We start from the raw sequence: 24,398 nt of genomic DNA on the forward strand, positions 1-24,398 counted from the left end.
GAAGCCCCTTTTCCCCTCCGTGGTTTATGCGCAAAGTGAGGCAACGGAGACAAAGGGGATCTGAATGTACGAGTTCGCCATCGCCTGGGAATGGCTGGCCTTTGCCGTGCGCTGGTTGCACGTCATCACCGCCATCGCCTGGATCGGCTCATCCTTCTATTTCATCGCGCTCGACCTGGGTCTCGTGAAGCGCGATCACCTGCCCGTCGGCGCCTATGGCGAGGAATGGCAGGTCCATGGCGGCGGTTTCTATCACATCCAGAAATACCTGGTCGCACCGGCCTCGATGCCCGAGCATCTCACCTGGTTCAAATGGGAATCCTACGTGACGTGGCTTTCTGGCTTCGCCATGCTCTGTGTCGTCTACTATGGCGGCGCCGATCTGTTCCTGATCGACCGCCACGTGCTCGACATCTCGGCGACCACGGCGATCCTGATTTCGCTCGCCTCGCTCGGCATCGGCTGGCTGTTTTACGATCTGCTCTGCAAGTCGCCGATCGGCAGGAACACCTGGGGGCTGATGGCACTGCTCTATGTGGCGCTGGTCGTCATGGCCTGGGGCTATACGCAGGTCTTCACCGGCCGCGCCGCCTTTCTACATCTTGGCGCGTTCACGGCAACGATCATGTCGGCCAATGTGTTCTTCATCATCATCCCCAACCAGAAGATCGTCGTCGCCGACCTGATCGCCGGCCGCACGCCGGATCCGAAACTTGGCGCGCAAGCCAAACAGCGCTCGCTGCACAACAACTACCTGACGCTGCCCGTCATCTTCTTCATGCTGTCGAACCACTATCCGCTGGCGTTTGCCACCGCGTTCAACTGGATCATCGCCGCACTCGTCTTCCTGATGGGCGTCACCATCCGCCACTGGTTCAACACCACCCACGCCCGCAAGGGCCGGCCGACCTGGACCTGGCTCGTCACCGCCCTCCTCTTCATCCTGATCATGTGGCTTTCGACCGTGCCGAAGGTGCTGACCGGCGGCAAAAAGGCCGAGGTTGCGCCCGCCTTCAGCCGCTTCGCCGCCAATGCCCACTTCCCTGCAGTCAAGGACACGGTCTCGACACGCTGTTCCATGTGCCATGCGGCAGAACCGGTTTATGAGGGTATCACCCAGGCTCCGAAGGGCGTGATGCTCGAAAGCGACGCGGAGATTGCCGCCCATGCCCGCGAAATCTATATCCAGGCCGGGCGCAGCCACGCGATGCCGCCCGGCAACGTGACAGACATGACGACGGACGAGCGCCAGCTTCTGACAGCCTGGTTCGAAAGCGCCGTCGAGGAAGGCAAGACACAATGACGACCACCCTCATCCGCGGCCGATTGCTGAGCTTTAACCGCGCGCCTACGTCGATCGACGACAGCGCCGCCTACAGCTACGAGAGCGACGGTGCGCTTCTGATTGAGGGTGGACAGATCGCCGCGAGCGGCTCCTATGCTGCGGTCAAGGCAAGCGCGCCTGACGGCGTCGCGGAAGTGGACCATCGCCCACACCTGATCGTGCCCGGCTTCATCGACACGCATCTGCATTTCCCGCAGATGCAGGTCATGGCCTCCTATGCCGCCAACTTGCTTGAATGGCTGAACACCTACACCTTCCCCGAGGAGTGCCGCTTCGTCGAGACCGCCCATGCGGAGCGCATCGCGACGCGCTTCTTCGATGAGATGGTGCGCTATGGCACGACAACAGCAACCGCCTATTGCTCGGTTCACAAGGCGTCGGCCGATGCCTTCTTCGCCGAGGCGCTGCGCCGTGACATGCGCATGGTCGCCGGCAAGGTGATGATGGACCGCAACGCCCCGCAAGGCCTGCTCGACACGCCGCAGATGGGCTACGACGAAACCCGCGCGGTCATCCGCGAATGGCACGGCAAGGGCCGCAATCATGTGGCGATCACCCCGCGCTTCGCCATCACCTCAACGCCGGAGCAGATGGACGTCGCGAAGTCACTGGTGCACGAATTCCCCGACCTGCACGTCCAGACGCACCTTTCGGAAAACCGCGACGAGATCGCCTTTACCTGCGAACTCTATCCGGAAGCCAAGGACTACACAGACGTCTACGCCCGCTACGGCCTGCTCGGACCGAAGAGCCTGTTCGGCCACTGCATCCATCTGTCTGAGCGCGAGGCGGATCTCATGAGCGAGACCGGCTCGGTCGCCGTTTTCTGCCCGACCTCCAATCTCTTTCTCGGTTCTGGCCTCTTCCCGCTGCGCGCGCTCAGCCGCCGCGAAAAGCCGGTGCGCACGTCGGTCGCCTCCGACATCGGCGGCGGTACCAGCTATTCCATGCTGAAGACGCTCGACGAGGCCTACAAGATCCTGCAGCTGCAGGGCGAGCGGCTGAACCCGTTCGACAGCTTCTTCATGATGACCCGCGGCAATGCCGAGGCGCTATCGCTGGTCGACAAGATCGGAACCTTGGAAGCCGGCACCGATGCCGATTTCATCGTGCTCGACATGGCCGCGACGCCGGCGATGGCGCTTCGGGCCGAAGTGGTCAACTCTCTGGCAGACGAACTCTTCCTGCTGCAGACCATGGGCGACGACCGGTCGATCGTCGAAACCTATGTCGCCGGCAAGCCGGCAAAATCGGCGCTTGCCGCCGCATGACCGACCAAAAGCAGAGAGGTCAAGAAAATTGACCTCTCTGCTTTCTGGCTATTAACAAGCCTCTGCCAAACATGGTAATGGCTCGTTCAATCTCCCTTGGACGAAGGCCTTATCCATGACGCAAATCCTCGAAATCAGCGATCTCAAGGCGCTCGCCAAGCGCCGGGTGCCGAAACTCTTCTTCGACTACGCCGACAGCGGCGCCTGGACCGAAGGCACCTATCGCGCAAACGAGGAGGATTTCGCCAAAGTGAAGCTGCGCCAGCGCGTGCTGGTGGATATGACCGACCGGTCGCTGGAAACGACGATGATCGGCCAGAAGGTGTCGATGCCGGTGGCACTCGCCCCGACCGGCCTCACCGGCATGCAGCACGCCGACGGCGAGATGCTGGCAGCCCAGGCGGCGGAAGCCTTCGGCGTGCCCTTCACGCTCTCGACGATGAGCATCTGCTCGATCGAGGACGTCGCCTCGGTCACCACCAAGCCCTTCTGGTTCCAGCTCTACGTCATGCGCGAACGCGAATTCGTGCTGAACCTGATCGACCGGGCCAAGGCGGCGAAGTGCTCGGCGCTGGTGCTGACGCTCGACCTGCAGATCCTCGGCCAGCGTCACAAGGATCTTCGCAACGGCCTCTCGGCACCGCCGAAGATGACGCCGAAGCACCTCTGGCAGATGGCGACGCGCCCCGGCTGGTGCATGAAGATGCTCGGCACCAAGCGCCGCACTTTCCGCAACATCGTCGGCCACGCGAAAAGCGTCACCGACCTCTCGTCGCTCGGCGCCTGGACGGCGGAACAGTTCGACCCGCAGCTCTCGTGGAAGGATGTCGCCTGGATCAAGGAACGCTGGGGCGGACCGCTGATCCTCAAGGGCATTCTCGACCCCGAGGACGCCAAGATGGCAGCGGCGACCGGTGCTGACGCGATCATCGTCTCCAACCACGGCGGCCGCCAGCTCGACGGCGCCCATTCCTCGATCAGCATGCTGCCGCGCATCGTCGATGCGGTCGGCCACCAGATCGAGGTGCATATCGATGGCGGTATCCGCTCCGGCCAGGACGTGCTGAAGGCCGTCGCCATGGGCGCCAAGGGCACCTATATCGGCCGCCCCTTCCTCTACGGCCTCGGCGCCATGGGCAAGGAGGGCGTCACCAAGACGCTGGAAATCATCCGCAAGGAGATGGACATCACCATGGCCCTCTGCGGCAAGCGCGATATCAACGACGTGGATCGTAGCATTCTGGCGGAATAGGCCGCGGCACCAGCCACTCCCGCCCTCATTCCTGTGCTTGTCACAGGAATCTCTAGCAGTTCCGTTGGAACTGCGGGACCAGCACAAGTCCTTGGGCTGAAAGGTCTTTTGACCCGACGGACGTCGGGCCGCTGGATCCCCGCCACAAGGGCGAGGATGAGGGAGCTTGGAGTGACCCTTCCGGCAAAACGCGAAGCGAGCGCAAGCCTCCTAAGCCTCAACTACCCCGGTAGGTCGAATAGCCGTAGGGCGAGAGAAGCAGCGGCACGTGATAATGGCTGGCCGGATCGGCGATGCCGAAGCGCAAGGGGATGCGGTCGAGGAAGGCCGGCTCCGGCAGTGTAACGCCGGACCGGCGCAGATAGTCGCCGGCATGGAACACCAGCTCGTAATTGCCGGCCATAAAGCCGATGCCTTCGACCATCGGGCCGTCGACGCGGCCGTCGCTGTTGGTATGTACGGTGCGGATCAACTGCCGCTCTTCCCCCTCCAGCCAGTAGAGGTCGATGCGCAGACCCTCGGCCGGTTTGCCGAGAGCGGTATCGAGAACATGGGTGGTCAGGCGGCCGGTACTGCTCATGGCTTCTCTCTTCTCACACATTCGCGCGGGATGCTGTCAGAAGCCGCGCGCACGTCCTGCTAGATAGCGCTGTCTATGACGAAAGGCGCGTCATAGAAGAACTCCTCGAGATTGTTGCCCGGCCCTTCGCGGTCGACGATGAGGAAATCGCTGACGGCGCCGACGGACATCAGCGGGTGGTGCCAGACATTGCGGCCGTAGTTGACGCCCTGCCGGCCGTTCGCCTGGAAAACGCGCGGCGTGCCCGGGCGCCCGTCCTCGTCGTCCGCCACCACGACGAGCCATGGGCGGTCGTCGAGCGGCGAAAAGCTCTGGCTGCCGAGCGGGTGGCGCTCCATCATCGTCACCGAATAGGGGAAAGACCGCGGCTGGCCGCGGAAGATGTTGATGATGACATTGGCGCCGTCGCCGACGACATCGGCACGCGCAAGACCGTGGAAACGTTCCGTGTTGCCGCCGTTGATGTGGCGCATCGTTGCCGGATCGGCTTCGATGATGGTGCCGAAGGGAGCGAAGGCCTCGCGTGTCAGCGGTTCGATTTTGAGCAGGCGCGACATTATGCGGAGACCTCGCAAGACGATTTTGCGCTTGCGGATGTCCGATCCAGTTCGAGGGCCCTCCTCATGAGCGGGGACAGGCATCGAACGGTTTTGTCAGGCATTTTCGTCTCCAGGAATCATCGACTGCAGGCGCAGGCGGGCGATTTTCTCGACCTGTGCGCAAGCGGTTTCAAATTCCTCTTCGGGCGAATTGTCAATGCGGCTTTGGAAGGAGGCAAGAATTTGCCCCTTGGTCAGCCCCTTCACCGCGATGATGAAGGGGAAGCCGAATTTTTTCGTGTAGGCGTCGTTGAGCGCGGTGAAGCGCTCATGCTCCTCTGGTGTCAGCCGGTCGAGGCCGGCAGACGCCTGCTCCGCCGTCGAGTCCGCCGTCAGCTTACCGGCGATCGCCAGCTTGCCGGCAAGATCGGGGTGCGCGCGCAGCACCTGCATCTTCTCGCGCGGCAGCGCCGTGCGAAAGGCCTGGCAGAGCGCCGAATGCACCGTGCCCGCCGTCAGCCCGGTCGCCGCGGCTCGGTCGTAGGCGCGTTCGGCAACCCAGGGCGAGTGCTCGAACACGCCACCGAAACGGGCAACGAAGGCATCACGGTCGGTCATCAGAGCGCCCCTTCCGGCTTGTGGTGCTGGTACCAATGGTTGGCGATGTCAATGCGACGCGGCACCCAGACCTTGTCGTGCGACATGACGTAGTCGATGAAGCGAGCGAGCGCAGCAGCGCGGCCCGGGCGGCCGACGAGACGGCAGTGAAGGCCGATATTCATCATCTTGGCGTCGCCCTGGCGACCTTCCTCGTAGAGCACGTCAAATGTGTCCTTGAGGTAGCTGAAGAACTGGTCGCCGCTGTTGAAGCCCTGCGGCGTCGCAAAGCGCATGTCGTTGGCATCAAGCGTATAGGGAATGATCAGGTGCGGCTTGTCGGCCGAAAGACCCGGCACCCAGTAGGGCAGTTCGTCGGCGTAGCTGTCGCAGGAGTAAAGGAACCCGCCCTCCTCCAGCACCAGCTTCAGCGTATTGGCCGAAGGCTTGCCCTGGTAGATGCCGAGCGGCCGCTCGCCGGTGAGCTCCGTGTGCAGGCGGACGACCTCGCGGATATGCTCGCGTTCGACCTCTTCCGGCACGTCCTTGTATTCCAGCCAGCGCAGACCGTGGCTGGCGATTTCCCAGCCGGCTTCCTTCATGGCAGCGACCGCTTCCGGATTGCGCGCCATGGCCTGCGTCACGCCATAGACGGTCAGCGGGACGTTGCGGCTGGTGAACATGCGCCACAGCCGCCAGAAGCCGGAACGGGCACCGTATTCGTAGATCGATTCCATGTTGAGGTTACGCTGGCCAGCCCAGGGCTGCGCGCCGACAATTTCCGACAGCAGGCACTCGGACGCTGGATCGCCATCGAGAATGCAGCTTTCGCCGCCCTCTTCGTAGTTCAGCACGAACTGCACGGCGATGCGCGCATCGCCCGGCCAGTTTGCCTTCGGCGGATTGCGGCCGTAGCCAACGAGGTCGCGCGGATACTTAGTCTCAGACATCAAATCACCCTTCGAATTTTTAGGAACGGTATCACCGCCGACCGGATTGTCGATACCGAAATGACGTGAGGCAGGGCAGCGGCAGCGCCACGGCCCTGACGGAAATTACCAGAAAAATTCGGCTGAGCCCGAGGTTGAGAGATTTTTCGAAACAGCGTTGAATGGATCGGCAAGGACAACGGCCCTCATCGAGATGAAATCCTACATTCAAGCGCTCCGCGAAAAAGTCGGTTCCGGCCTGCTTCTCTGCCCGTCAGTGGCGGCCGTCATTGTCGATTCCGACGGCCGGGTCCTCTTGCAGGAGAAAGCAAGTGGCGAAGGCTGGAGCCTGCCGGCCGGCGCGATCGAGCCGGGCGAGACGCCTGTCGATGCGGTCATCCGCGAGGTTATGGAGGAAACCGGCTATCCGGTCTCGGTCGAGCGGATACTGGGCGTCTTCGGCGGAGAAGCGTTTCGCTACACCTACCCGAACGGCGACCCCGTCGAATATGTGGTTACCCTCTATCGATGCCGGATCGTCGGTTCCCAGCAGCCGATCACCGATGGCGAAACGAAGTCGCTGCGCTACTTCGCGCCGGCGGACATGCCGGACCTCGGCCTGCCCTATCCGAAAGCGCTGCTCTTTGCAGCTTCGCCCGCGTCCGTTTCCGGTTAGCGCTGCGCCATCAGCGCAGCGACGATCAGCGGCAGCGGCCGGACCGCGCCTTGCGGCGCCAGCGACGGGTCGGCGGCGGCCCGCTTCGCCCGCTCTGCGCGCGTGTTCGTCGAGATCTTGCCGAGCGGGTGCTGCGAATGCACCCGCATGGGTGCGCCCGTCTCCTGCTCGACAAACAGCGCAAGGCTGCCGATCGAAAGCGGTTTTGATAGGCAGGACTCGAACAGGTCACGAAGCGGCGCCTCGACCCGCCGCATCGCGTCTGGCGCAAGCGGACCGGTCAGCATCATGTGGAAACAGTATTCGTCCATCACATGCGGATCGCCCCAACGGTGCAGGTTGGAGAACTGTGGCGCGGTCAGCCGATCCGGATCGGAGCGCTCGATCTCGTCTTCGCTGAGCGGCGCGCGGAAGGCGTCGAACTCCTGGACGACGTTGGCCGCAAGCAGATGCATGGCCGTGCTCGGCACCTGCGGCATCAGCCCGAAGCATCGGCCGATGCGGGCGACCTCCAGGCGATCGATTTCGAACGGAGTCTGGGCGCCGGCAAAATGCATCAGCGCCTTCAGAAGCTTCGGTTCCGTCATGTCCGGATGCAGGCGGAACGGCGACATCATCACCGCATGAAAGCCGAAGCGTCGCGGAACCGCCGTGTGATAGGCGACATCCGCGGCGCTCAAGCCCGCGACCGACGGCAATTCGGCAGGTTCCCCGGAATAGACATTGCGCCCCAGCCAGCTTGCAGCGGTCGCGGAAAGCGGGTCGGCCATCGGCGGCGTAAAACAAATGGCATAGCGCATCGGCTGGCTCCGGGTATCCGTCAGCGCAGGATGAGCAATAGCTGCGGTTTTCCGCCCTCACCCCGACTTGTCCAATGGCCGCGTCTTAGGTGATTTGCGTGACAGATTGACGAAGTCGGCCGGGGATGAGCGCGGCAGCGGTCCGAACGTCGCCCCTCGTCTTTCGGAACCATCCGGGCCATCGCCCGTTCCTAAAAGGTACGAAAACAAGGATGGAGAAGAAGCGTGACCTATCACAATGCGAACCTTCAGGACGCCCGGATCAAGGAGACCCACGACCTGATCGCAAGCGACAAGGTTGAAGGCACCAGGGTCTATGGCCCCGACGACAAACACATCGGCTCGATCGAGCGCGTGATCATCGAGAAGCGCAGCGGGCGCGTCGCCTATGCGGTGCTCGGCTTCGGCGGTTTTCTCGGCCTCGGCGAAGACCACTATCCATTGCCTTGGGCAAAGCTGACCTATGACGAGAAGCTCGGCGGCTATCGCACTGATGTGACTCGCGATCAGGTCGAAAACGCGCCGAAATATCACGGCACCGAAGAATACGACTGGAACGCGGAAAACGGACGCCGTGTCTACGACTACTACGGCGTGCCGCCCTACTGGATGTAATGCCTGACTTTCGATCTTTCGGGTCCCGCCGCGGGCGGGGCCCTTCGCATGTCCGGCCCTAAAGATGTTTCTCGCGAAGTGCGGCTATGTGATTCCGGCAGAAGAAAGAATCGGGAATATCGATCGCCGGAGAACCGGCGATCTCTTCGACGACGAAACGCGCCAGGCGGTGTGCGATGCCGAAGCTCACCTTGAACCCGCCGGTCAGGACCGAGACGTTCGGATGGTCCGGATGTCGGCCTGCCATCGGCTCGCGCCCCGTCGCTTTCGGGCGCAACCCTGCCCATCGCTCCACCACCTCGGCACCTGCCAGGCGCGGCGCGAGCGCTACGGCGCGCCGAAGCAGCTCATCCAGCTGCTCGTCCGTCGACAGGGGATCGGCAAAACTGTTTTCGCTGGTGCTGCCGACCGCCACATGTCCGTCGTCATGCGCGATGATGTAAACGCCGTCGGCAAAGATCACCGGAAGCGCCGGATCGATCTCCGCCCGCAGCAGTGCCGCCTGCCCCTTGACAGCCGTGCCGCTCGTTTCCGCCAGCGGCACCGACACGTCGTCGATCAGTTGAAAACTGCCGACGCCGGCCGCGATGATGCAATCCTCGAAATCGATCCGGGTGCCATCGTCGAGTTCGGCCCGGCCGCGTTCCGGCTCGATCCGGCGCACGCCCCTGCCCTCGTCTAAATAGGCGTTCGGTGCCTGCAGGAGCGCTGTGCGGAGCGCAGCAAGCATGCGACGCGGCGAAACCCGTGCGGCGAGCGTGTCGAAGACCATGCCATGCGCCGCCGCGGCAGCACCCGGCCAGCCCTCAGGCCCGTCGTCCTTCACGTGCCAGTGGAACTGCCTGTCGGCCGCGCGCCAATGGCTCCGTGCATCCTGCTCGTGCCGGAGGGCGATATCGCGCAGGTGAGGCTTGGCAAGCGGGATCAAACGACCCGTCCGCCGATAGCCGGTCGAAAGCCCTGTCTCCGCCTCGAGCGCCGCTATCTCTTCCTCGAGCGTCACAAGCGCGTCGAATTGGAACTGTTTCTTATCGTTCCAGCGATCCGGCATATGCGGCATGAGCGCGCCCAAAAGGCCACCGCTGGCGCCTGCGCCGATCGCTTGTTGCTCGGCGACCCGCACGGCCATGCCCCTGCGCGTGGCGCAAATGGCGGCCCACAGCCCCATGATGCCGCCGCCGACGACCAAAAGCTCGCTCATCGATTGACCTTCTCCGGCCGGCGGATTATCGCCTTGGCCATGACAGGATCCGCAGACCCGATCGAGCCCCCGGCGCACCAGAACCTTGATTGGCACGAGGGCGATATGCCCTATTCCCGGGAGTTTGGCGATCACTTTTATTGCCGCACCGACGGGCGGCTGGAGTGCGGCCACGTCTTCCTGTCGGGCAACGGCCTGCCCGATCGTTGGGTCGGTGCGGGCACCTTCCGCATCGGCGAACTCGGCTTCGGTACCGGGCTCAATTTCTGCGAGACGTGGCGCCAGTGGAAGATGACCGCGGCCGCTGGCGATCAGCTGCAGTTCGTGTCCTTCGAACGCTTTCCGATGGCGGCCAAAGAGATTTCGCGCGCCCTCAGCCATTGGCCGGAGATCGACACGGAGCGCCAGGCGCTGGCCTCTCGCTGGCCGGCCGAGCCTGATGGTGACGTCCAGATCGACTTTGGTGACGGCGTCAGCCTCACGGTCGTCTGCGGCGCGGCACTCGGCGGCGTCGCCCGCGCGGAAGACCCGTTCGAAGCATGGTATCTCGACGGCTTCGCGCCGTCGCGCAATCCCGACATGTGGTCGGAGGAACTGATGCGGCTGGTCTTCGAAAAGACCACGCTCGGCGGCAGCTTCGCCACCTATGCCGCCGCCGGCTTCGTCCGACGCAATTTGCAGGCCGCAGGCTTTGCCGTCGAGAAGCGCAAGGGTTTTGCCGGCAAACGCGAGATGTTGCGGGGCGACCGACCCTAGCGCTCGTCGCGATTGCGGCCTGTCTTGAACGGTTGCGCCACCCGACTGCAGAAATGCGTCAGCGCAAGCGTTTTACTCCACAAGAGAACTGAACTGTCGCAAATGGCGGGCCATCGCCGTCTCGAATCTGCGACACACTCCCCATCGGCAACACGGTGGGTCTTTCATGAACGACGATCAGTTTCCCGATGCACCAACCGGCGACGCAACCTCGACGCCGCTGGAGCGCCGACGCCGCCCGGGCGGGCGCAGCGCCGAGCGTGTGCGCAAGTCTCCCGGCGGGAAATATCTCAATCTTGTCAATACGCTGGCGAAATCCACCGTACTTTCGGATGATGCGCTTGAATCGGTGCATGAGGCATCGCTGACGATCCTCGAAGAGATCGGCATGGACGTTATCCTGCCGGAGGCGCGCGAGCGGATGAAGGCGGCTGGCGCCGACTTGACGCCCGGCACCGACCGGGTGCGCTTCGACCGCGGCCTGATCATGGACATGATCGCCTCTGTTCCTCCGGCCTTCACCATGCACGCCCGCAACCCGGCCCGCAATGTCGCGATCGGCGGCAACAATCTCGTCTTCGCCCAGATCGCCAGCGCGCCGTTCGTCGCAGACCGGGACGGCGGCCGCCGCACCGGCAACCAGGAAGACTACCGAAAGCTGGTGAAGCTCGCGCAGTCCTATGACATCGTCCACACGACCGGCGGCTATCCGGTCGAGCCGGTCGACATCCATGCCTCGGTGCGCCACCTCGATTGCCTCTCCGACATGGTGAAGCTCACCGACAAGGTGTTCCACGTCTATTCGCTGGGCAAGCAGCGCAACACCGACGGCATCGAGATCGCCCGCATCGGCCGTGGCATCACGATGGAGCAGATGGAGCGCGAGCCGTCGCTCTTCACCATCATCAACACCTCCTCGCCGCTCCGGCTCGACGGGCCGATGCTGCAGGGCATCATCGAGATGTCCTCGCGCAACCAGGTGGTGGTCGTCACGCCCTTCACGCTCGCCGGCGCCATGGCGCCGGTGACGATCGCCGGTGCGCTCGTCCAGCAGAACGCCGAAGCGCTCTGCGGCATCGCCTTCACCCAAATGGTCAGGCGCGGCGCACCCGTGATGTATGGCGGCTTCACCTCCAACGTCGACATGAAGACCGGAGCGCCCGCCTTCGGCACGCCGGAATACATGAAGGCGGTGGTCGCCGGGGGCCAGCTCGCCCGCCGCTACAACATCCCCTACCGCACCTCGAACACCAACGCCGCCAATACGCTGGACGCTCAAGCGGCCTACGAATCCGCCATGTCGCTCTGGGCGCTGACGCAAGGGGGCGGCAATTTCGTCATGCATGCCGCCGGCTGGACCGAAGGTGGGCTTACGGCCTCCTTCGAGAAGTTCATTCTCGACGTCGACATGTTGCAGATGGTGGCGGAATACCTGACCCCGCTTGATGTCAGCGAAGATGCGCTGGGCCTCGATGCCGTGCGCGACGTCGGCCCGGGCGGCCATTACTTCGGCACGCTGCACACGCTGCAGCGCTACGAGACCGCCTTCTATTCACCGATCCTGTCGGACTGGCGCAACTTCGAGACCTGGACCGAAGCCGGGCGGCCGACGACATACGATCACGCCAACCGGATCTTCAAACAGAAGCTGAACGAATACGAGCGCCCGCCCCTCGATCCGGCGATCGAGGAGGAACTCGATGCCTTTGTCGCCAAGCGCAAGGCCGAGGGCGGCGTCCCCACCGACTTCTGACGGGACGCCTTGGGTAAACCGGAAAGCGTTACGAAGTCCGGCTGCGGCCGAGCCTTAAGGGAACACCGCGGCCCGTGCCGTTGCGATCAGTTGCTCGGTGGTTGCAGCCACGCAGTTGCGGTCGATCTCGGCGACTGTCCGCTCGCGGACATGGGCGGAAAGCTGCTTGCGGAGATCGCCAAGCGTCCGGGGTGCTGCGCAAATCACCAGGCTGTCGAAGGCATGGTTGGCGGCGTAGCTCTCCAGCCTTCCGGCCACGTCCGCAACAAAGCGCTGCTGCTCCTCGCGAACGGGATCGCTCTTGTATTCCATGGCCGAGCGGCCGTGTCCGACGGACGAATGCGACCGGCCCGGCTTGTCGGCCATGATGTCCTGAACGCGCTTCGGTTCGGTGTGAAAGGTCTCCTCCTCCGGCCGCTGGCGCTCTTCCTTCAACAGGTTCACGCCCTTGACGATGCGCGCGGTGTTGCCATCCGCGGCCAGTATCCAAGTCCGGTTCTGCACGATTGTCTCCCAGTGAAAGGTGTGGATCGCGAAGGGTCATGAAGACCCTGTAAAGGAAACGAACGAGCGGCGATCCGGTTCCATCGGAAGGTGGCGATGATGTTGATTATTTGGCCGGATGCGCCGGTCACATCCGCGCGATATAGGCTTCGAAGCTGCGTTCCGGCGTCACCTCGTAACGCTCGCGCTGGACACGAAGCGTGCTGATCCTGTCGACCCGGAAATCGCGGAAATCCGACCTCAGTTCGCACCAGCCCGTCAGCAGCCAGAAGTGGCCGAAGACGCTGAGGCCGAGCGGCCAGATGGTGCGCTCGGAATGTTCGTCCTTGAGGCTGTCATAGGCCAGGCGAAGCTTGCGGCGACCGGCGATCGCCAGGCGGATCTCGCCGAGCAGCGCCGGCGGTTCCGGCTGGAGCGAAGAGCGGAAGGCGCGAAGGGGCGCGGCTGTCAGCCGCTGCCGATGTTCGGGCGGCAGACCGTGGGCGATCTTCTCCATAGCCTCGCGCGCCGCCTGGGCGAGCCTGCCGTCGCCGAGCATCTGCACGGCGCGGGCGCCGAAAGCGAGCGCTTCGAGCTGCTCGAAGGTAAAGGCAAGCGGCGGCGCATCGAACGCACCGCGCAGGAGATAGCCGACACCGCGTTCGCCGTCGATCGGCGCGCCGGAGGCGATCAGGTGCTCCATGTCGCGATAGATGGTGCGCTGGGCGACCTCCATCTTCTCGGCGATCTCGCGCGCCGTCATCACCCGGCCGCTCGCGCGCAGGAGCTGGATGATGCGAAACAGCCGGTCGGCGGGTCTCATGCCTGGCCTTCCTCGCGGCAAGACTTCGTTCAAAAGGGCTACCGCGCGCCTCGCGTGTCCACAAGCACGGCACCGTCGATAATGGCCATAAGGCTGTCAGTTGCCCTGTGTTAAATCAAGCGACAACTCACAGGGAGCCTCATCATGACCAGCGATCACATCCTTGAACTCGCCGTCTGCATCGTCACCGACAGGCCGGCGGCCACAGCCACGCGCCAGCGAGCGATGCAGGCCGTTTCCCGCTATCCGGGCTTCGTCTCCTGGCGCGCGGTCGATTCCTGCGAGACCTCGGGCATGTTCGCAGACCTGGTCGAATGGGAGACACTGGAGGCTGCGCAATCGGCCGGAGAGCGCGTCCGGGTCGATCCGGAGTTCGCACCTTACGCAGCGACGATCAGCGCGGTAATGCTCGTGCAGCATTTTAGCGGCGGCCAGAGGATCTGACCGGCCCGGAATTGGACGAGCAAAGGACTGCCTGAGCGATGGCCGAACCACTGAAGAATCTGCTGCACCCCGGTGTCGTCATCGCCATCGCCGATGCGCTCGAACGCAACGCCGCCGGTTTCGACCGCAAGAGGTTCGTGGCGCTTGCGGGTGACGGGCTGGAGGCGCTGGAGCTGATGCAGCGCTCGCTGCAGATCCGCGACGCGCTGGTCGAGACGCTGCCGCAGGCGTTTCCGGAGGCGGCCGTCAACCTCCACGCCTGCCTTCCTCGCGACGGCGCGGACGGTATCAGCGGCTGGTCGCTGCTGCCCTTCAGCCAGTACGTCGCCTTGCGCGGCCTCGACGACTTCGACCTGTCGCTGTCGCTGTTGCGGGCGCTGACGCCGCATTTCACAGCCGAGTTCGGCATCCGCGTCTTCATCGATCGCGACCAGGAGCGCGCCCTCGCGACGATCCGGGACTGGACGAAGGATCCCAACCATCACGTCCGGCGACTGGCGAGCGAAGGCACCCGCCCGCGCCTGCCCTGGGCGATGCGACTGCCGCAGCTCATCCGCGATCCGCAGCCGATCCTGCCGATCCTGACCGCGCTTCTCGACGACCCCGAGGAGTATGTGCGCCGCTCGGTTGCCAACAGCCTCAACGACATCGCCAAGGACCATCCGGATCTGGTGGCTGCTTTCGTCGCCGAACAGATCGGCGACGCATCGCCGGAGCGCCGCCAGCTTCTGCGCCACGCCTCGCGCACGCTGCTGAAGCAGGGGCACGCGGACGCGCTCGGCAATTTCGGTTTCGCTCCCCCGGCCGGCATCAATGCGCGCTTTTCGCTCGATCGTTCGGACATCGTGCTTGGCGAAAGCCTCGGCCTGCGCCTCGCCGTCAGCCATGACGCCGAGACGAGCCAGAAGGTGATGATCGACTACGCCCTGCACCATCGCAAGGCAAACGGTGCGACCTCGCCGAAAGTCTTCAAGTGGACATCCGCGACGCTTGTCCCCGGCGGCTCGATCGAGATCGAGAAACGCCATGCGATCCGGCCCATTACCACCCGTCGCTATTACCCGGGCGCGCATCGCATCGTCATCCTCGTCAACGGCCAGGAAGCGGCAGAAGCGGGCTTCGATCTCGCGCTTGAGTAGATCTCATTTCGCACCTGCGAAAAGATGGACCTTGACTTTTTCGTCCAAACCAACGACATGGTGCCCAGCGTCACCTTCCGGCCGCCGCGTGAGCGCGCCCTCGGCAGACATCGAAAGCCGTGAAGAAGGATAGCGCACATATCACCGCGATAGGCGGTACAGCACAGGCGCTTGACGACTTAATTCAACCCACAAGTTCCCAATTCACGCGGGGTTCTTGACGCCGAACGACACCGGAACAGCAACAATGCGGTTCCGGCGAATGCGTTTGGCGCCCCCAAAAGGTATATGCATTTGTCCACCTTTAAAGATCTCGGCCTCTCCGAGCACATTCTGGAAACCCTGACTGCCAACGGCTTCGAAAAGCCGACCCCGATCCAGGCTCAGGCGATCCCGCTGGTGCTGAAGGGCAACGATCTCATCGGTCTCGCCCAGACCGGCACCGGCAAGACGGCCGCCTTCGGCCTGCCGATGATCGAGAAGCTCGTTGCCGAAGGCAAGCGCCCCGATCCGCGCAACATTCGCGCCCTGGTATTGGCGCCGACCCGCGAACTGGTCAACCAGATCGCCGCCAACCTCAAGCTGTTCGTCAAGAAGTCACCGCTGAAGATCGGCGTTGTCGTTGGCGGCGTCTCGATCAACAAGCAGACCGAACAGCTCGCCCGCGGTGTCGACATCCTGGTCGCAACCCCCGGCCGCCTGCTCGACCTCGTTGCCCGCAAGGCCGTGACGCTGACGCAGGGCCGCTACCTGGTTCTCGACGAAGCCGACCAGATGCTCGACCTCGGCTTCATCCACGACCTGCGCAAGATCTCCAAGCTGGTGCCGAAGAACCGCCAGACGCTGCTCTTCTCGGCCACCATGCCGAAGCAGATCGCCGAGCTTGCTGGCGAGTACCTGACCAACCCGGTCAAGGTTGAAGTCACGCCTCCGGGCAAGGCTGCCGACAAGGTCGAACAGTATGTTCACTTCGTTCCCGGCAAGGACCTGAAGACGACCATTCTCAAGAAGACGCTGACAGAGAACCCGGACGGCCTGTCGCTGATCTTCAGCCGCACCAAGCATGGCGCCGAGAAGCTGATGAAGCATCTCGACCACGTCGGCTTCAAGGCCGCCTCGATCCACGGCAACAAGAGCCAGGGCCAGCGCGAGCGCGCGCTCAAGGCCTTCCGTGACGGCGAGATCCGCGTGCTGGTCGCGACCGACGTCGCCGCCCGCGGCATCGACATCCCCGGCGTTACCCACGTCTACAACTACGACCTGCCGGAAGTGCCGGATGCCTATGTTCACCGCATCGGCCGCACCGCGCGCGCCGGCCGCGACGGCATCGCCATCGCCTTCTGCGCGCCGGACGAAATCCGCCTGCTGCGCGACATCGAGAAGCTGATGGGCATCAACATTGCCGTTGCCAGCGGCGAGGCTCCCGCCGACCAGGCGCGTCCGGCCAAGGGCCGCGGCGGCCGTGGCAACAACGGCGCCGGCCACCGCAAGGGCAATGGCGGCGGTCACCACCAGAACGGCGGCCGTCCGCCGCGCCGTGAGCGTCCGGCCGGCGAGCCGGTTGCTGCGACCAGCGGCTTCACCGGTGACGACCTATTGCGCGACGAGCGTCGCCCGCAGCGCCAGGAGCGCCGCGATCACGGCCATCCGCAGACCGACGGCCGTGGCGAAGGCAACCGCAACCACGAAGGCAAGAAGCACCACGGACGTCCCGGCCAGAAGCAGGGCGAACGTCGTGACCGCAACCATGGCGGCCGCAACGAAAACCGTGGCGGTGGCGAGCGTCGCGAAGGCGGCCAGGGCCAGCGTCGGGGCAATGGCGGCAATCGCGGCCACCAGGGCTGACCCAGGCGCTGCGCGTCAACCGGGCGCGCAAAAGCCAGCGTAGAATTTTGAAATGTGAACGGCGGGTCGCTTCGGCCCGCCGTTTTAGTTTTGGGCCATGCGCATGCCGCTATTGCAAAACCGCTTCACACTCTCGCGCGTCGTGCTTCACGCCTGCTTGCGGTTGGTGAGATAGACGCCGGCAACGGCAATGATGGTGCCGATGACCATCGGCAGCGTCAGCGCTTCGCCGAAGAAGAGCCACGCCTGCACGGCGGCAAGCGGCGGCACGAGATAGATCAGCGACGCTGCGCGCGACACCTGCCCCCGACGGATCAGATAAAGCAGCAGCGCGATCGCGCCCATCGAGAGCCCGAGAACCGACCAGGCAAGTGCCAGAACCACCTGGAGGTTCCAGGTGACGTGCAGGTCTTCGAGCATCAGCGCCAGCGGGATCGTCACGATCAGCGCGCCGAGATATTGCAGCGCTGCGATGGTGCGGATGTCACCGCTCTGCAGATGGCGCTTCTGGTAGAGCGTGCCATAGGTGACGGCGCCCATGCCGAGCACATTGATGATCACAGGCAGGAATTGGATCGGCGTCGCCCCCGTGTCGATCGCCAGCACCTTCGGCAGGACGGCAAGCGCAATGCCGAAGAAGCCGAGCACCAGCCCGAGCTTCTGCTGCGTGCTCAGCCTCTCGTCGATGACGAAGGCCGCGGCGACCGCGGTCATCAGCGGCTGCAGGCCAGCGATGATGCCGGAAATGCCGGCCGGCACGCCCTCGCCGATCGCCCACCAGACCGACCCGAGATAGAGCCCGTGCAGGAACATGCCGGACACGATCGCATGACCGGCCATTTTCCAGGACTTCGGCCATCGTGCGCCGGTGACGACGCAGAACAGGATGAAGAGCGCGATCGCCAGCGTGTAGCGCAACACGAGAAAGGTCAGCGGATCTGCGTAGACCGCAGCATATTTCGCCACCACCCAGCCGGTGGACCAGAGCAGAACGAAGATGGCGGGAGCCAGACGGGCGAGCATGGTGAGCCTATCGGAATGACGGCGGCAGGTGGAAGCAATGAACCGCCTTCGCTGAAGCGCGTCGGGCCGTTGTAACGCTTTGATCTGCCGCTGATTTCGCGCTCAAATCCCTCCGATTTAAGCACTCATGCAAGTATCCGCGCCGGTATTGATGGTCAAAGCAATTTTTCTGATGGGAAGCATCAGCCAATCGGAACCATCAGCCTGAGCGAGGATAGCGACAGCGAGACGAAACCGGGATCGTACTCCTCGCGATAGTGCAGCAAGGCGGTATCGACCGCGTGGCCTTCGGCCGCGATCCAGTCGAACATTCTCTGGTAATGGGCAAAGACGTCGCCGCTGTCAGGGTGATGCAGGGCCGTGAGGAAGCGCATGGCCGGCAGGTCGACAAAGCCTGGGTGCACGGTCGTCTCTGCCTTGTCGGAAACATAGCCGACGAGATAGCGGAATCCAGCCGGGCGATCGTTCCAGGAGATGCCGACCAAGGCTGCATGATCGCCTGGATGCAGATGCTGGTGATGCCCCTGCATTTCGGCAATCAGCCGGCGCACGGCACCATCGGCCGCCTCGCCGAAGGTGCCCTCCCAGAACGATCCGGAAATGCGCTGTGCGGGTCTCTCGACAATTTCGAACACCATGGTCACCTCTTAAAAAAGAGATCCTGCAGCGATTGCCAGGGGTCTCCCACATGGCAAGCCCTGGAGCAAAACGGAATTTGCCTCAAAGCAGTTCCACGAAGGCCCGCGCCGCGTGGCTGAACTGCCTCTCGCGGTGGGTCAAAAGCTCGAAGCTGCGCTCAGCCAGTTCGAACGGCAGTTCCACCAGCCGGCCGCTATCGACGAAAGGTTGCGCCGCAAGCCGGGAAACGGCCGTGACGAAAGGACCGCTTTCGACCGCCGTCAGCACCGCCTCGTTCGAGGGCAGCTCAAGCTCGATCCTGAGCCGATCGACGTCTGCTCCATGATCATTCATCGATTGCAGGAACATTGCCCGCGTGCCGGAGCCTTCCTCGCGCAGCACCCAGCGCGCAGAAAGCAGCATTTCCAGATTGACGGCAGCCCCAACGAACGCGTGCAAGGGCGCGGCATAGACGGCGATGCGATCGACGGCGACGCGGCGATGGTCGAGCTTGGCGCCATCCACGCGCCCCTCGACGAAGCCGAGCTGCGCCGTGCCCTCTTCCACCGCCTCGGCGACGACGGCCGTGTTGCGCACGGTGAGCTTCACGTCGACCTGGGGATAGTCGTGGGTGAAGCGGGCAAGGCGCGACGGCAGCCAATAGCTCGCGACCGTCTGGCTGGCAGCGATCGACAGTTCGCCGCGGCGAAGCTCCGAGAGATCGCGCAGGCAGGCGGTGGCGGCGAGCGCCCGGGCGAGCACCGCCTTTGCCTCCGGCAGGAAGATCTTGCCGGCATCGGTCAGCGTCAGGCCGCGGCCGACGCGATCGAACAATCTGATGTCGTGCTGGGTTTCGAGCGCCGCGATGGCCGCACTTGCGGCCGACTGCGTGACGTTCATCGCCTCGGCGGCTTTGGTCATGTGCAGCCGCTCGGCGACCGCGACGAAGATTTTAAGCTGATCGAGTGTCATGGTAGATCAATCGCAAAAATCGATCAGAATGACAAGAATAATCCGTTAGACTGATTCATGGATGAGCGTAGGTTGCGCCCATGTCCAGATCGCATTCCCCATTTCGCTCCCAATTTTCCTCAGTCGCCTCCCGCCTGACGTGCATTCTTCCGGGCCTTTTCCTCTGCTGTCTCGTCGCACTTGCGGCCATCGGTCTGGAATGGATCGAGCGGCGCTGGACCGGCCGCGCCTGGCTGGAAGCGCTCGTTCTCGCGATCCTTCTCGGCGCTATCGTCCGCAGCCTCTGGACACCCGGCCCCCGCTTCCTCTCCGGCATCCACTTCTCGGCAAAAGTCCTGCTGGAGACAGCGATCGTGCTGATCGGCGCGATGCTGAGCTTCGATGCGATCGCCGCGAGCGGGCCGACCCTGCTCGTCACCATCGTCGCCATGGTTCTTCTGTCGATTTCCACCGGCTACGTGATTGCGCGCATGCTCGGGCTGCCGAAACGCCTGGCGACCTTGATTGCCTGCGGCAACGCCATCTGCGGCAACTCGGCGATCGCCGCCGTCGCACCGGCCATCGGTGCCCGCGGCGAGGAGGTCGCAGCTGCAATTTCTTTTACCGCCATCCTCGGCATCGCCGTCGTCCTGTCGCTGCCCTTCGTCGGCGGTTGGCTCGGCATGACGCCTCAGGGCTACGGCGTCTTTGCCGGCATGACCGTCTATGCCGTACCCCAGGTCCTGGCCGCGGCCAGCCCCTTCAGCCCGCTCTCGGTCCAGGTGGGCACGCTGGTCAAGCTCGTGCGCGTGCTGATGCTCGGCCCCGTCGTCTTCTGCTTCTCGCTAATTGGCAGCCGCGATACCGAGCCGGAATGCAAAGCGCCCGGACAACGGAAGTCGCGCCTCGCCACGATCCTCCATTTCGTTCCCTGGTTCATTCTGGGTTTCCTCGCCGTTGCGATCGCCCGCAACAGCGGCGCAATCTCCGACACACTCGCGACCGACGCCGTGACGGTCTCCACCTGGCTGACGGTCATCGCCATGGCCGCCCTCGGCCTTGAGGTCGACATCCGCGCGCTCGCCCATTGCGGGCCGCGTGCAAGTGCTGCCGCCACATTGTCGCTGCTGGTGCTCGGTGTCCTCGCGGTCCTCGCGATCGTCTGCCTGGGTCTCGGCTAGCTTCGGCGCCCGCGTCCAAATTTAGAGCAAGTGCATATTTCTTGCCCACCCGGTCGCAACCACTTTCTGCGACCGGATGCGGCTGCCCTGTCGTTGGGCAGATTTCCCCGCGAACGGGCGCTTCTGGCGTGGCCAACTTTCTTTTCAGGCGACTGAGCACGCTTCTTGCATTGCAACCAGCCTTGTACTCAAATGGTCAAAAATAAGGGGACCACGCCTTTGGCATTTGACGAAATGATGAATGCGGACAGCAGTCCGCGCCAGCCATATTCGACCTATCATGATTGGTATGCCAGCCAGGACAGAAATCGGCTCATAGCGAAATCCAAGGACGCCGAGAACATCTTCCGGAAAACCGGCATCACCTTCGCGGTCTACGGACACGCAGACAGTTCCGAAAAGCTCATCCCCTTCGATCTCATCCCCCGCATCATCTCCGGCCGCGAATGGCGCAAGCTCGCCCAGGGCATCGAACAGCGGGTCATCGCTCTCAACGCCTTTCTCGACGACATCTACCACAAGCAGGAAATCATCCGCGCCGGCCGCATCCCGCGCGAACTGATCGAGAAGAACGAAGCCTTCCTGCCGCAGATGATCGGTTTCCGCCCGCCGGGCGGCGTCTATACCCACATCGTCGGCACCGACATCGTCAGAACCGGCGAAGACCAGTTCTACGTTCTCGAAGATAACGCGCGTACCCCATCCGGCGTCAGCTACATGCTGGAAAACCGCGAAACGATGATGCAGATGTTCCCGGAACTCTTCCATCAGAACCGCGTGCGCCCGGTCGAGAACTACCCCTACCTGCTGCGGCAGAGCCTTTCGTCGCTCGCACCTCCCGGCTGCAGCGGCAAGCCGCGCGTCGCGGTGCTGACGCCCGGCATCTACAATTCGGCCTACTACGAACACGCGTTCCTCGCCGACCAGATGGGCGTCGAGCTCGTCGAAGGATCGGACCTGCGGGTGATCGACGGCAAGGTGAAGATGCGCACCACCCGCGGCTACGAGGCGATCGACGTGCTCTACCGCCGCGTCGATGACGACTTCCTCGACCCACTCACCTTCCGACCGGATTCCGCCCTCGGCATTCCCGGCATCATGGACGTCTACCGCGCCGGCAACATCACCATTGCCAACGCGCCCGGCACCGGAATTTCCGACGACAAGGCGATCTATTCCTACATGCCCGAGATCGTCGAGTTCTATACCGGCCGCAAGCCGCTCTTGGAAAACGTCCCGACCTGGCGCTGTTCCGAGCCGCAGAGCCTCAAATACGTGCTCGAGCATCTGGAAGAGCTGGTGGTCAAGGAGGTCCACGGCTCCGGCGGCTACGGCATGCTGGTAGGCCCGACGGCGACCAGGAAGGAACGCGCCGTCTTCGCCGAGAAGCTGAAGGCCCGCCCGACCAATTACATCGCCCAGCCGACGCTTTCCCTTTCCACCGTGCCGATCCTCGTCAACAAGGGCATCGCGCCCCGGCACGTCGACCTTCGCCCCTATGTCCTCGTCTCCGACAAGGTCCAGATCATCCCCGGCGGCCTGACGCGCGTGGCGCTGAAAGCCGGTTCGCTCGTCGTGAACTCCAGCCAGGGTGGCGGGACCAAGGACACCTGGGTGCTGGAGGACTGAGAGATGCTGGGAAGAACTGCAAACGGCCTCTACTGGATGTTCCGCTATATCGAACGCGCCGAAAACAGCGCCCGGCTGATCGATGCCGGCCTGCGCATGGCGCTGACCCGCAGCGAGGCAACGGAGGGCGACTGGGACGGAGTGCTGCAAAGTGCGGGCGTGCGCGAACTTTATGACGAGGTGCACGAGACGCTGACGAGCATCGACGCGATCGACTTCCTGCTGCGCGACCGGGCCAATCCCTCAAGCGTGATGTCCTGCATCGAGGCGGGCCGTCACAATGCCCGCATGGTGCGCACGGCGCTGACGCGCGAAACCTGGGAAGCCACCAACGAGTGCTATCTCGAGATGAGGGCAATGCTGTCGAAGAAGGCGCGCCCGACGGACATGCCGGAGATCATCGACATGATCAAGCGCCGCGCCGGCCTCATCCGTGGTGCCTTCCACGGCACCATGCTTCGAAACGAGATCTTCAATTTCTCGCGCATCGGCACCTTCATCGAACGGGCCGACAACACCGCCCGCATCCTTGACGTGAAGTACTACGTGCTTCTGCCGGCGGTCGCCGCCGTCGGCTCGTCGATGGACAATGTGCAATGGGAATCGATTCTGCGCTCGGTCTCGGCGCATCGCGCCTATGGCTGGGTCTATGACGCCGAGCTCCGCCCCGCCAACATCGCCGACTTCCTGATTTCCAACGGCCGCATGCCGCGCTCGCTTGCCTATTGCTACGAGAAGATCGCCAGCAACCTCGGCTATCTCGAGCGGGAGTATGGCGAACGCCATTCCGCCCACGAGACGGCCGACCGGACGCTAGCGTCGCTGCGCAGCCAGTCGATCAAGGACATCATGGATCAGGGGCTGCATGAGTATCTCGAAGAGTTCATCAGCCACAACAACCGCCTGGGACAGGAAATCTCCGACGGCTACCGATTCTACTAGAGCAATTCCAGCGAAAGTGTAACGCCGTTTCACGTTGGAATTGCGTAAAAACAAGGAGATAGAGCGCTTTCACAACTCCGTTTTGACCGGAAGCGTTCTAGATCGGAGGATGGCATGCACCTGAAGATCAGCCACACGACCGAATATCACTATGACGAGCCCGTGCAGTATGCCCTGCAGCGCTTGCGGCTGACGCCGCTCACCCAGGTGGGCCAGACCGTGCTCGGCTGGGAGACCCTCGTCGATGGCGCTGCGATCGAAGTGAACTACGACGACCACTTCGGCAACCGTGTTCACCTCGTCAGCATCGACGGCGACCGCGAAACGATCCATATCACGGCCTCCGGCGAGGTCCACACGGAGGACCGCGCCGGCGTCTTCGGCCCGCACCAGTCTTATGTGCCGCTGTGGCTCTTTGCACGCGAAACACCGCTTACCAAGGCCGGAAAGCTCATCCGCGAGCTCGCAAAATCCGCCGAAGGTGACACCGCCCTTGCCCGCATGCATGCGCTGATGGAGACGATCCACGAGGCGGTGACGTACAAACCCGGCGAGACCCATGCGGAAACAACGGCCGAGGATGCGCTGGAAAGCGGCCAGGGCGTCTGCCAGGACCATGCCCATATCCTGATCGCAGCGGCGCGCTCGCTCGATCTACCGGCGCGCTACATCTCGGGCTACCTGATGATGGAGGGGCACCCCGAACAGACGGCCAGCCACGCCTGGGCCGAGGTGCATCTCAACGGGCTCGGCTGGGTCGGCTTCGATGCAGCCAACAAGATCTGCCCAGATGATCGCTATGTCCGCATCGCCTCCGGCCTCTGCTACCGCGACGCCGCCCCCATCTCCGGGCTGATCCACGGCGAGGCGAAGGAGACGCTGAAGGTGTCGGTCACGGTCGAACAGCAGCAGCAAAGCCAAAACCAAAGCCAGAATCAAAGCCAGGCCCGGGGCCAGAGCCAAAATCAGAGTCAGTAGGGCCTGAGGCGGGGCGGCGAGGACGCCC

The 24,398-nt window shown here is 63.6% G+C and carries 25 protein-coding genes; 14 read left to right on the top strand and 11 right to left on the bottom strand.

Annotated elements, in window-relative coordinates:
- Positions 1–64: 64 nt before the first annotated feature.
- The 3 genes from puuD to IB263_RS11845 all read left to right on the top strand — a co-directional run bounded on the left by puuD (position 65) and on the right by IB263_RS11845 (position 3,868).
- Positions 65–1,303, top strand: coding sequence for a urate hydroxylase PuuD (puuD, locus tag IB263_RS11835; RefSeq protein ID WP_112772296.1), 1,239 nt, complete (start codon positions 65–67; stop codon positions 1,301–1,303).
- Entirely contained in the window at positions 1,300–2,616 is a 1,317-nt protein-coding gene (gene guaD / locus IB263_RS11840; RefSeq protein ID WP_113293687.1) for a guanine deaminase, read from the top strand. The genes puuD and guaD overlap by 4 nt, the downstream gene beginning before the upstream one ends.
- A 115-nt stretch (positions 2,617–2,731) precedes the next feature.
- Entirely contained in the window at positions 2,732–3,868 is a 1,137-nt protein-coding gene (locus IB263_RS11845) for an alpha-hydroxy acid oxidase (protein WP_060518813.1), read from the top strand.
- Between the two features lie 217 nt (positions 3,869–4,085).
- Here IB263_RS11845 and uraH read toward each other — a convergent pair whose 3' ends face one another.
- From uraH to puuE, 4 genes are all read right to left on the bottom strand, one after another.
- Positions 4,086–4,448: a hydroxyisourate hydrolase gene (gene uraH, locus IB263_RS11850; RefSeq protein WP_043623670.1), complete on the bottom strand. Its 363-nt coding sequence runs from the start codon at positions 4,446–4,448 to the stop codon at positions 4,086–4,088.
- 59 nt (positions 4,449–4,507) lie between these two features.
- Positions 4,508–5,005 carry an ureidoglycolate lyase gene (locus tag IB263_RS11855; protein WP_192438527.1) on the bottom strand — a complete coding sequence of 166 codons (498 nt, stop codon included), beginning with the start codon at positions 5,003–5,005 and terminating at the stop codon, positions 4,508–4,510.
- A gap of 96 nt (positions 5,006–5,101) precedes the next feature.
- Entirely contained in the window at positions 5,102–5,605 is a 504-nt protein-coding gene (gene uraD / locus IB263_RS11860) for a 2-oxo-4-hydroxy-4-carboxy-5-ureidoimidazoline decarboxylase (protein WP_060518819.1), read from the bottom strand.
- Complete coding sequence (gene puuE, locus IB263_RS11865) at positions 5,605–6,534, bottom strand: allantoinase PuuE (protein WP_034789000.1); 930 nt, start codon at positions 6,532–6,534, stop codon at positions 5,605–5,607. The genes uraD and puuE overlap by 1 nt, the downstream gene beginning before the upstream one ends.
- A gap of 193 nt (positions 6,535–6,727) precedes the next feature.
- Between puuE and IB263_RS11870 the strand changes: the two genes are divergently transcribed.
- Positions 6,728–7,189, top strand: a complete 462-nt coding sequence (locus IB263_RS11870) for an NUDIX domain-containing protein (protein WP_210338236.1) — start codon at positions 6,728–6,730, stop codon at positions 7,187–7,189.
- On the opposite strand, the gene IB263_RS11875 is transcribed toward IB263_RS11870, so the two are convergent.
- Entirely contained in the window at positions 7,186–7,989 is an 804-nt protein-coding gene (locus tag IB263_RS11875; RefSeq protein WP_089045045.1) for a DUF1045 domain-containing protein, read from the bottom strand. The genes IB263_RS11870 and IB263_RS11875 overlap by 4 nt on opposite strands.
- 225 nt (positions 7,990–8,214) lie before the next feature.
- Here IB263_RS11875 and IB263_RS11880 point away from each other — a divergent pair, with 225 nt between their 5' ends.
- The gene (locus tag IB263_RS11880) at positions 8,215–8,604 is read left to right on the top strand and encodes a PRC-barrel domain-containing protein (RefSeq protein ID WP_034789006.1); all 390 of its coding nucleotides are present in this window, start codon (positions 8,215–8,217) and stop codon (positions 8,602–8,604) included.
- A 58-nt stretch (positions 8,605–8,662) separates the two neighbouring features.
- Here the strand turns inward: IB263_RS11880 and IB263_RS11885 are convergent, their stop codons facing one another.
- The gene (locus tag IB263_RS11885; RefSeq protein ID WP_192438528.1) at positions 8,663–9,805 is read right to left on the bottom strand and encodes an FAD-binding oxidoreductase; all 1,143 of its coding nucleotides are present in this window, start codon (positions 9,803–9,805) and stop codon (positions 8,663–8,665) included.
- A gap of 39 nt (positions 9,806–9,844) precedes the next feature.
- Here IB263_RS11885 and mnmD point away from each other — a divergent pair, with 39 nt between their 5' ends.
- Both mnmD and IB263_RS11895 read left to right on the top strand, forming a co-directional pair.
- Entirely contained in the window at positions 9,845–10,561 is a 717-nt protein-coding gene (gene mnmD, locus IB263_RS11890) for a tRNA (5-methylaminomethyl-2-thiouridine)(34)-methyltransferase MnmD (protein ID WP_192438529.1), read from the top strand.
- 166 nt (positions 10,562–10,727) lie between these two features.
- Positions 10,728–12,314, top strand: a complete 1,587-nt coding sequence (locus IB263_RS11895; RefSeq protein ID WP_113187182.1) for a trimethylamine methyltransferase family protein — start codon at positions 10,728–10,730, stop codon at positions 12,312–12,314.
- A 54-nt stretch (positions 12,315–12,368) separates the two neighbouring features.
- On the opposite strand, the gene IB263_RS11900 is transcribed toward IB263_RS11895, so the two are convergent.
- Positions 12,369–12,818: a host attachment protein gene (locus tag IB263_RS11900; RefSeq protein WP_034789016.1), complete on the bottom strand. Its 450-nt coding sequence runs from the start codon at positions 12,816–12,818 to the stop codon at positions 12,369–12,371.
- 127 nt (positions 12,819–12,945) lie between these two features.
- Positions 12,946–13,620, bottom strand: a complete 675-nt coding sequence (locus tag IB263_RS11905) for a YafY family protein (RefSeq protein ID WP_034789019.1) — start codon at positions 13,618–13,620, stop codon at positions 12,946–12,948.
- A 144-nt stretch (positions 13,621–13,764) separates the two neighbouring features.
- Here IB263_RS11905 and IB263_RS11910 point away from each other — a divergent pair, with 144 nt between their 5' ends.
- From IB263_RS11910 to IB263_RS11920, 3 genes are all read left to right on the top strand, one after another.
- Positions 13,765–14,064: a hypothetical protein gene (locus tag IB263_RS11910; protein WP_034789021.1), complete on the top strand. Its 300-nt coding sequence runs from the start codon at positions 13,765–13,767 to the stop codon at positions 14,062–14,064.
- Positions 14,065–14,102: 38 nt separating this feature from the next.
- Positions 14,103–15,203, top strand: a complete 1,101-nt coding sequence (locus tag IB263_RS11915) for a DNA alkylation repair protein (RefSeq protein WP_192438530.1) — start codon at positions 14,103–14,105, stop codon at positions 15,201–15,203.
- Between the two features lie 294 nt (positions 15,204–15,497).
- Positions 15,498–17,048: a DEAD/DEAH box helicase gene (locus tag IB263_RS11920; RefSeq protein ID WP_060528915.1), complete on the top strand. Its 1,551-nt coding sequence runs from the start codon at positions 15,498–15,500 to the stop codon at positions 17,046–17,048.
- Positions 17,049–17,195: 147 nt separating this feature from the next.
- Here IB263_RS11920 and IB263_RS11925 read toward each other — a convergent pair whose 3' ends face one another.
- The 3 genes from IB263_RS11925 to IB263_RS11935 form a co-directional block, all read right to left on the bottom strand.
- A complete protein-coding gene (locus IB263_RS11925) occupies positions 17,196–18,071 on the bottom strand; it encodes a DMT family transporter (protein ID WP_112985947.1) in 876 nt (291 codons plus the stop codon).
- Positions 18,072–18,253: 182 nt separating this feature from the next.
- The gene (locus tag IB263_RS11930) at positions 18,254–18,709 is read right to left on the bottom strand and encodes a GyrI-like domain-containing protein (RefSeq protein ID WP_210338237.1); all 456 of its coding nucleotides are present in this window, start codon (positions 18,707–18,709) and stop codon (positions 18,254–18,256) included.
- Between the two features lie 82 nt (positions 18,710–18,791).
- Positions 18,792–19,661 carry a LysR family transcriptional regulator gene (locus IB263_RS11935; protein WP_034803462.1) on the bottom strand — a complete coding sequence of 290 codons (870 nt, stop codon included), beginning with the start codon at positions 19,659–19,661 and terminating at the stop codon, positions 18,792–18,794.
- An 80-nt stretch (positions 19,662–19,741) separates the two neighbouring features.
- Between IB263_RS11935 and IB263_RS11940 the strand changes: the two genes are divergently transcribed.
- From IB263_RS11940 to IB263_RS11955, 4 genes are all read left to right on the top strand, one after another.
- Positions 19,742–20,821 carry a YeiH family protein gene (locus IB263_RS11940; RefSeq protein ID WP_082572793.1) on the top strand — a complete coding sequence of 360 codons (1,080 nt, stop codon included), beginning with the start codon at positions 19,742–19,744 and terminating at the stop codon, positions 20,819–20,821.
- Positions 20,822–21,055: 234 nt separating this feature from the next.
- The gene (locus IB263_RS11945) at positions 21,056–22,450 is read left to right on the top strand and encodes a circularly permuted type 2 ATP-grasp protein (RefSeq protein WP_034803477.1); all 1,395 of its coding nucleotides are present in this window, start codon (positions 21,056–21,058) and stop codon (positions 22,448–22,450) included.
- 3 nt (positions 22,451–22,453) lie between these two features.
- Entirely contained in the window at positions 22,454–23,392 is a 939-nt protein-coding gene (locus IB263_RS11950) for an alpha-E domain-containing protein (RefSeq protein WP_134886482.1), read from the top strand.
- A gap of 114 nt (positions 23,393–23,506) precedes the next feature.
- Positions 23,507–24,370, top strand: coding sequence for a transglutaminase family protein (locus IB263_RS11955; RefSeq protein ID WP_060609360.1), 864 nt, complete (start codon positions 23,507–23,509; stop codon positions 24,368–24,370).
- Positions 24,371–24,398: the final 28 nt, after the last annotated feature.

Source organism: Ensifer sp. ENS03 (assembly GCF_014852035.1).
In the GTDB taxonomy this organism is placed as follows: domain Bacteria; phylum Pseudomonadota; class Alphaproteobacteria; order Rhizobiales; family Rhizobiaceae; genus Ensifer; species Ensifer adhaerens.

Coding starts and splice junctions, on each gene's coding strand:
- puuD (WP_112772296.1), top strand. CDS start 65: ATGTACGAGTTCGCCATCGCCTGGGAATGGCTGGCCTTTGCCGTGCGC.
- guaD (WP_113293687.1), top strand. CDS start 1,300: ATGACGACCACCCTCATCCGCGGCCGATTGCTGAGCTTTAACCGCGCG.
- IB263_RS11845 (WP_060518813.1), top strand. CDS start 2,732: ATGACGCAAATCCTCGAAATCAGCGATCTCAAGGCGCTCGCCAAGCGC.
- uraH (WP_043623670.1), bottom strand. CDS start 4,448: ATGAGCAGTACCGGCCGCCTGACCACCCATGTTCTCGATACCGCTCTC.
- IB263_RS11855 (WP_192438527.1), bottom strand. CDS start 5,005: ATGTCGCGCCTGCTCAAAATCGAACCGCTGACACGCGAGGCCTTCGCT.
- uraD (WP_060518819.1), bottom strand. CDS start 5,605: ATGACCGACCGTGATGCCTTCGTTGCCCGTTTCGGTGGCGTGTTCGAG.
- puuE (WP_034789000.1), bottom strand. CDS start 6,534: ATGTCTGAGACTAAGTATCCGCGCGACCTCGTTGGCTACGGCCGCAAT.
- IB263_RS11870 (WP_210338236.1), top strand. CDS start 6,728: ATGAAATCCTACATTCAAGCGCTCCGCGAAAAAGTCGGTTCCGGCCTG.
- IB263_RS11875 (WP_089045045.1), bottom strand. CDS start 7,989: ATGCGCTATGCCATTTGTTTTACGCCGCCGATGGCCGACCCGCTTTCC.
- IB263_RS11885 (WP_192438528.1), bottom strand. CDS start 9,805: ATGAGCGAGCTTTTGGTCGTCGGCGGCGGCATCATGGGGCTGTGGGCC.
- mnmD (WP_192438529.1), top strand. CDS start 9,845: ATGACAGGATCCGCAGACCCGATCGAGCCCCCGGCGCACCAGAACCTT.
- IB263_RS11895 (WP_113187182.1), top strand. CDS start 10,728: ATGAACGACGATCAGTTTCCCGATGCACCAACCGGCGACGCAACCTCG.
- IB263_RS11905 (WP_034789019.1), bottom strand. CDS start 13,620: ATGAGACCCGCCGACCGGCTGTTTCGCATCATCCAGCTCCTGCGCGCG.
- IB263_RS11910 (WP_034789021.1), top strand. CDS start 13,765: ATGACCAGCGATCACATCCTTGAACTCGCCGTCTGCATCGTCACCGAC.
- IB263_RS11915 (WP_192438530.1), top strand. CDS start 14,103: ATGGCCGAACCACTGAAGAATCTGCTGCACCCCGGTGTCGTCATCGCC.
- IB263_RS11925 (WP_112985947.1), bottom strand. CDS start 18,071: ATGCTCGCCCGTCTGGCTCCCGCCATCTTCGTTCTGCTCTGGTCCACC.
- IB263_RS11930 (WP_210338237.1), bottom strand. CDS start 18,709: ATGGTGTTCGAAATTGTCGAGAGACCCGCACAGCGCATTTCCGGATCG.
- IB263_RS11935 (WP_034803462.1), bottom strand. CDS start 19,661: ATGACACTCGATCAGCTTAAAATCTTCGTCGCGGTCGCCGAGCGGCTG.
- IB263_RS11940 (WP_082572793.1), top strand. CDS start 19,742: ATGTCCAGATCGCATTCCCCATTTCGCTCCCAATTTTCCTCAGTCGCC.
- IB263_RS11945 (WP_034803477.1), top strand. CDS start 21,056: ATGATGAATGCGGACAGCAGTCCGCGCCAGCCATATTCGACCTATCAT.
- IB263_RS11950 (WP_134886482.1), top strand. CDS start 22,454: ATGCTGGGAAGAACTGCAAACGGCCTCTACTGGATGTTCCGCTATATC.
- IB263_RS11955 (WP_060609360.1), top strand. CDS start 23,507: ATGCACCTGAAGATCAGCCACACGACCGAATATCACTATGACGAGCCC.